General features: G+C 68.4%; 2 protein-coding genes. Both read left to right on the top strand.

All coding sequences use genetic code 11. The features are described from left to right. Positions 1–950: 950 nt before the first annotated feature. Entirely contained in the window at positions 951–3,290 is a 2,340-nt protein-coding gene (locus NBRGI_RS45800; protein ID WP_148311174.1) for a serine/threonine-protein kinase, read from the top strand. Between the two features lie 994 nt (positions 3,291–4,284). Continuing rightward, the gene (locus tag NBRGI_RS42175) at positions 4,285–6,192 is read left to right on the top strand and encodes an NlpC/P60 family protein (RefSeq protein WP_029903796.1); all 1,908 of its coding nucleotides are present in this window, start codon (positions 4,285–4,287) and stop codon (positions 6,190–6,192) included. The last annotated feature ends 722 nt before the right edge of the window (positions 6,193–6,914 follow it).

Below are 6,914 nucleotides of genomic sequence, written 5' to 3'. Positions count from 1 at the left end.
GGGGTACTGGGGTGGGTTCGGCGGCAGTGCCGACGGATTGTGCATCGCCGTCGCCGAGTCCAGTGCGGGAGTCGCCGGGTGCGGTCCGTCCCGCGTCTGCGCAGCTGCGTCGTGGACAGCAGCCGACAAGTCCGTTCGCGACGTCGGGAAACTTTGTGCAGGCGCCGAGTCCTGTTCAGGCACCGGCCGATTCAGTGCAAGTCGCGGCAACTCTGACCGTGGTGCCGACGAAAACTTCACAGCTGCCGCCGAACTCTGCGCACCTTCCGCCCGTCGGAGCAGTCGCGTGGCCGAGTCGTGCCGAGGTGCCGCCGGGCCATGTGCCGGTGCAGATGAATCCTGCGCAGGCGCCGACGAGCCCTGCGCCCTCGTCGAAGTCTCCAGATCGTGGGGAGGGTTCGACAGGTCCGGGGGCGGTCTCTGCGAACTCTGCGCAGGTGTCGCCCACTGCCGCACAGGCGTCGGTGCGCCCCGACTCGGTCCCACCGAATGCTGTGCAACTGTCGACAAGTCAGACTTCGGTGTCGCCGAATTCTGCGCAGCACTCACCGACTGATGCGCCCGGGCCGCCGAGATCGGTCCAGAGTTCGGTGCGGATGTCGCCGGGCCTCAGGCCGCCGGTGCAAGAGCTGCTCGCGGCGGTTCCTGCGCAGGTTCAGGGTGGTGCTGTGCGCTGTTCGGCGGATTCCGTTCCGGCTCCGGCGAGTTTCGTGCAGGTCGGGCCAAGTCCGGTGCGAGCGTTGGTGACTCCGGTGCCATCGGGTTCTGCGTCTGCGTCGATGAGTTCTGTGCGGGTGTCGGGGGAGCCTGCGCCCTCGGGGACGCGTCCACCATGGACGGGCTCAGCATCCGCAGTGAAACAACCTGCGCTCGATCACGCGGGCGAATCGCTCCCGGACCGCAGTGCGGCAGCGGGCGCGGGGGACAGGCCGGGTGCGGAAGTTGGGTCGGTGCGCGAAGATTCGCGGTGTGCGCGCCGGTCGTGGCAGGTCAGCTCGATTCTGACGTTGATCGGGTCGGCCGCGCTGATCATCGTGCTACTGCACGCGCTTGCCGGCCCGGATCGGACGTTGGCCGGGCCGGTGACCGTGGCGTATCTGGTGGCATTACTGTGCGCGCTGGTCATGATAGGGCTGGGAGGCATCGCACGGAACCGCCGCACGGCATACCACCGGCTGGCGAATGCGCCGGCGGTGGTGGCGATGGCGGGTGTGGCGGTGGCGGCGATCGCAACGGTCGTCCCGCATGCCGGTGACGCGATGGCGGCCGGGACGATCGCCGGTACTGCGGGTCTGGTGTGGACCGGCTGGTGGCTCGCGTCGTTGAGTATGCGCGGGGTGCGTCTCCTGCTTACCGACGTGCCGATGGAATGCACGGTCTGCGTGCTGATCGGCACCGCCGCCGGAGGGTGGGTGGGTATCTCCGGCTACCCGGCCGCGGGCGCGGTATCGGCCGGCGTCCTGACCACAGCCGCCCTGGTCCACCTGTTCGGCAACGCCGCCGCCGCGCTGGTGGAGCCGCCGCAGCGAGACGAGACCGGTCTGCCGACAACGCCGCGTGAATCCGCGACGCGCGGCGCAGGTCCCGGGGAAATGCCGTTGACCGCCAGGGATCTGATCGACATCTCTACCCCGCCGCTGCCGAGATTGCCCCGGCGCAGGCCGCAGGCGCGCAACATGCACGAGCTGCTGGTCGGCATCACCCCGGTGCCGAAACCCGGCTCGGTGCAGGCGGGCTCAGTGGTGTTCGGTCCGGAGCCGGCGCGTCGCCCGGTGCCCGCCTACGAGATCATCGACCGGATCAACAACGAGCGGAGACAAGCTGCCAAAGCCGACGGCGAGCAGCCTTTCGCCGCTCGCCCGCGGTCACTCGGGCGGCGCACCGGGGCGCGATTCGGGCGCTACCGGCTGCGGTCGCTCCTGGGCAAGGGCGGGATGGGTGAGGTCTACGAGGCTTTCGACACCGTCCAGGGCAGGCGGGTCGCGGTCAAACTGCTGTCGGAGGCGGTGGCACTGGATCCGGCCTACCAGGCCAACTTTCGCAGGCAGACCGCGCTCGCCGCACAGCTTGCCGCGCCGTACATCGTCCCGATCCACGACTGGGGCGTGATCAACGGTGTGCTGTTCGCCGCGACGCGTTTGATCGACGGCACCGACCTGCACTCCGTGCTGCGGCGCGGTCCGGTCACGGCGGAACAGGCGGTGTCCGTCATCGAGCAGATAGCCGCCGCGTTGGACGCCGCGCACGCGGTCGGGCTGGTCCACGCCGATGTGAAACCGGCCAATATCTTGCTCACCCCTGGCGGTGCCGCCTACCTCAGCGATTTCGGAATCGCCCATCCGGCCGCCGATTCCGGGCCCGGAGTCGGCGTCGAGGCCTGCGCCTATCGAGCACCGGAGCGTTTCACGAGCACCGCGGTCACCGCAGGCTCCGATATCTACGCGCTCACCGGCGTGCTCTTCGAAGCACTCACCGGCCTGCCGCCCTTTCCCGCCGCGACCACAGGCGAGGTGATCCACCGCCAGCTGACCGATCCGCCACCGCGCCCCAGCACACTGCGGCCGACGATCCCACCCGCCATGGACGCCGTGATCCGTCAGGGCATGGCCAAGGTTGCCGCCGAACGCTTTCCGACCGCCACCGCCCTGGCCCGCGCAGCCCGCGCGGCCCTCGGCGCAACGCGGTGTCCGCAGACCCCACTGCCCCCGCAACCTGCGCTGCTGCCCCAGCCCGCACCGATGCCACGGTCTGCGCCGTCGGTGGGGCCCGGACCATCGCCGCGGTCTGCGCCGCAGGCGGGGCCCAAGTTGCCGATGCGGTCTATTACGCGGACGCAGTCGGCATTTCTGCCGGAGATCACCCCTGCGACGAAGGTCGTACTCTCGCCGCAGCTCGAGGCACCGACGCAACTTGCATCGCGGGTGCGGTCTGTTCAGCAGGCGGGGCCCGGGTGGTCGACACAGTCTGGTTCGCCGACGGGGCCTGCGCTTCCGCCGGAGATCACCCCTGCGATGAAGGTCATGCTGCCGCCTCAGCCCCCGCCTTCGACGTGGCCGGCTTTCGCTGCGCCGGCCTTCTCCGCGCCGCCCGCACCGTGGACACAACGTGTCTTGCCGACGCGAACTGCATCAGCGCCACAGCCCACACCGCTGCCGCAACCGGTCTCGCTGCCCCGGCGTGCGTTGCCGCCGCAGCTCACACCGTGGACAAAGTCCGCACGAGGGACACTGTTCGTCCTGCCGCCCCACCCTGCACCCGCAGCGTGGGCTTGCGTTTGCGACGGTGCCTGAAAAGTCGGCGCCGGCCCGCAAGGCGCATTGCCGACACGACCTGCAGGGTGTCCAACCCCAGGTGCTGCCGTAACCTGTTCAGCCGCTGCGGCGTTCGTGGCCCCACGTGAACGGTGCTGGTGCCATGGCCAGCATTGTGGTCACGCAGTCGGCATACGGGACGAAGGTCGTGCTGTGGAAGGGACCGCTCGTGCGCGGCGGTCCGCTCTGCGGAAGGCGCCCGCTCCCGACCCGGGTTTGCACACTCGAACGACGGTGTGGGCGGGGGCATGGGTGAGGGGCGCAGTTGCTGATTTCGGTGGAGCAACGATCGGTGTCTGGCGTGAGAATGCGTTTCGGTCGCTCTCCTGTTGCTGATAAGGATGTGGTGCTCGGTAGAGGGGTCCGGCCTGAGGGTGTCGGTCGATCGGTTCAGAAGCGGTTGCAGTGTGTGCATTGCCCGGAAGGGTGTGCAATGCACAGATACTTGCGTTGGGGCGCAAAGTATCTGTCCATTTGGACACTGCCGGTCGAATCGGGGCTGAGTTCGGTGGTCCATTCATTGGAGCTAAACCGCTGGTCTACGGCATTTGAAGGCGTGAGCGCCGCGTTCGTTGAGCGCGTAGTTACACATTTGTGATTTTTGCTCGCGAAGGGTGGCCGAGGAACGTTCTGGAGTGGGAGACTGGTGGCAGCCCCCGGTGCAGTGGGGGGCCGCGCCAACCGTAACTGGCTGGTAGCGCACTGCGTCGCAGAAGTCCCTGAATTGGGCTGCACCCACAATGCTTTGGGGGTTCGCGGGGCACGCGAAGGTTCGTCGGGCGGGAACCCATCTGGTGATGGATCCCGACCCAGGAGCTACCGATCGAGGTGATCGGCTCGCGACCCGCGAACTCCTCCGTTCCACAGGTTGAGGAGTTGACGTGACCGGTCTTGTCCGGAGAGCTGGGCGTTTCGCGGGGCTCGAGCATGCGCTACGTCCGGATTCAGGTGTCACTGACCGCCTTTCGTCGCGTTGAGCGCCGAGTTGGCGCGGCTGGGCGCCGAATTGGGCTGCACCCTCGACCTCGACGCGGCCGCCTACCCGGAACTGCGCGTCGAGTTCCTGGCGATGACCGCTGCGGCGCAGCGCGACTCGGGACGGTCCAGGGCGGACATCGTGAAACGTTGCGCGGGCCGACCAGGCAAGCAGACGGTGTACAACTACGCCGGTGCCCCGGACTACCTGAGTTTCCCCAAACCGGAACTCCTGCAACGGTATCTGGTGCACTGCGGCCTCGCGCCCGAGCTGGTGCGGTTCGCGGTCGAGCGCTGCGCGGAGATCAGGCGCAGGCATCCGGAGGCAGGCAAGCCCGGACCGCGCAAGCAGCGACCGTCCCCGGCGGAAAGCGTGGGCCACCACGCGCCCGGCCGATCTGCGAGCGCTACTACGCCGATCAGCGGATCGTCGGAATACGGTATGCCGAAGGGAACCGGTCTCGCTGCGTCCGACCGTCCGGGCCCATGGCACGGATTGGCGCGAACATGTTTGCCTCGAACCGGTTTCGCTGCGGTCGGCCAGCAGTTCATCACGTTGCTGTCGCCCGCGGTCTACGAGCCGTTCGCGGCGGAGGCGTGGCAGCCGGGCGCGCGCAGAGTGGCCGATGCCTCGCCGCATGACCGCTTCCGCCGATGGGTGGGTAGTGCCGCGCGGGATTCGGGCGTGCGGATCTCGCCAGGGCGCATGGCCTTGCGGGTGGTGCGGGCGGAACTCGAAAGCGGTGTGCGGCACGACGATCACACCGCTGCGGCGAGCCTGGTGCGCCGGGCATACGCCGCGGCCGGCATCGCTCTGCACACGCGGGCCGGCGAGCAGGCCGAAGCAGGAGTGCAGGTGCCGTTGGACCAGGCCGAGCCAGGCGACATCCTCATCCGGCACGACGGCGGCCTCGCCCTGTACGCGGGCAACGGCACGGCACTGTTGCTCGGCGCCGGTGACTCGAATCCCCAACCGGTACAACCCGAGCACATCCGCACGACGCGCCGCATCACCTGGACGTCGGTGCCGCTGGAGAGCGGGCCGGCGGGGCCGCGTTCGACCGAACAGGTTGTCGCAGATTATAAGCGGGCGATGGAGGCGGCGAGTCAGCTGGTCGAAGTTGCGGGGCGGGCGGCGGTGCCGGGGTTGGCGGCGCTGCGGGCGGTTGATCGGCTGGTGTTTCCGCATGCGGGAACGCAGGCGTGCCTGGTGCGTGCGGCGTTCGATGCTATCGACCTGCCGTTGCCCACGGAGGTCCGGTTCGAGTTGCCGGTTACGGCGGTCGCGCTGCGGCATCTGGCGGTGCGGGCCGGCGACATCGTGCTCACCGAGTCGGGCTTGCTCGGGATCTACGGCGAGCGTGGGGAATTGGTGCATCTGGGACCTGCGGGTACCCGTACGGTCACCGAATTGCATCCGGCGGTGCACGCCGTCGCGTGGCGGGTATCCGCGGTCCCGGCTCGAACGGGCTACGGGCTGGTGAGTGCGGTGACGATGGTCGAGCACGACGGCGCCGGCCGGCTCGTGCGGATCGATCGTCCCGGCGAACGACGCAGCAATAGACACAACCGAAGTCCGGAAACGGCCGAGGTCGTCGCGATGGTGATCGAGGTGGTGGAACAGGTGACGCGGCGCGGTGTAGTGCTGCCGCTCAGTTCCCGAGAGTTGTTCGCCGCAGCCAACTTTCGCGGCGGTGTCGAGTTCTCGCCGGTGACCGCGGCATGGGATCCGCGGCGTGTGCCGGTGTATCCCCTGGATGCGTGTTTGCCCACCGCACAGCTGACGGCACCGTCGAGTGCGGCGAGACCGTCGGCTGCGGCGTCCGCGGCAAAGTTGTTGCTGCCCAGGTCAGGTTCGGCACAGTTGGCGAGGTGGGTCAGACGGCCGAGGCCCGGAGTCGCGTGAGCGGAGCTGAATCTCTTGTGCGTGTGGAGATTTCGGCGTCGGCTTGGCGTCGCTCGAGCCGCTGCGAGTCCGCGACCGCGGTGCAGTTGGCGCTGGCCAGGTCAGGCACGGCGTCGATGGCGCAGTGGGGTGGACGGCCGGAGGCTTGGAGTCGCGGAAGCTGAACGTGCTGAGTCTCTGGCTCGTGTGGCACATAGCGACTCCTGGGCAGCTCGGCGTCGCATGGACCGGACCGACCGTGGCGGCAGCTCGGCGTCGCATGGATCGCACGACCCTGGCGGCAACTCGCCCTCGGTTGGGTTGTGGTGACTTCGTTGGCACCCCGGTGTCGCCTGGCCGCGGTGACTCCGGGGCGGCTCGGCGTCGCCTGGGACCGCACCGACTCCGTGTAACTCATGCGGAACTCGAAGCCATTCGATTGCACCGACCGTTTGAGTGTGGTGGCTACTTGTGGTGGTGCGGACCATCCCGGGTTTGCGCTCCGCAATCGATGACTCGAGTTCCGTTGGGCGGTAGCGGGTTTGGGGTGGAGGCTACCCGTGATGGTGTAGCCCGTCCCAGGTTTGTATCGGATTATGCTGGGCGCTTCGTGTGCCGTACCCGGCTGTAGGTGCAGGTCAGGTGCGCGGTGTCTTGTCCCAGCGTGGTCGTCTGGCTGTGGTTGCGTCTCGAGCGGCTTGGGAGAGGGAGGGGTGGTTGGGTTGTCTGGACCAAGCGACAGA

This window comes from Nocardia brasiliensis IFM 10847 (assembly GCF_000710915.1).
In the GTDB taxonomy this organism is placed as follows: Bacteria; Actinomycetota; Actinomycetes; order Mycobacteriales; family Mycobacteriaceae; genus Nocardia; species Nocardia brasiliensis_A.
This window is presented reverse-complemented; position numbering and strand designations above follow the sequence as displayed.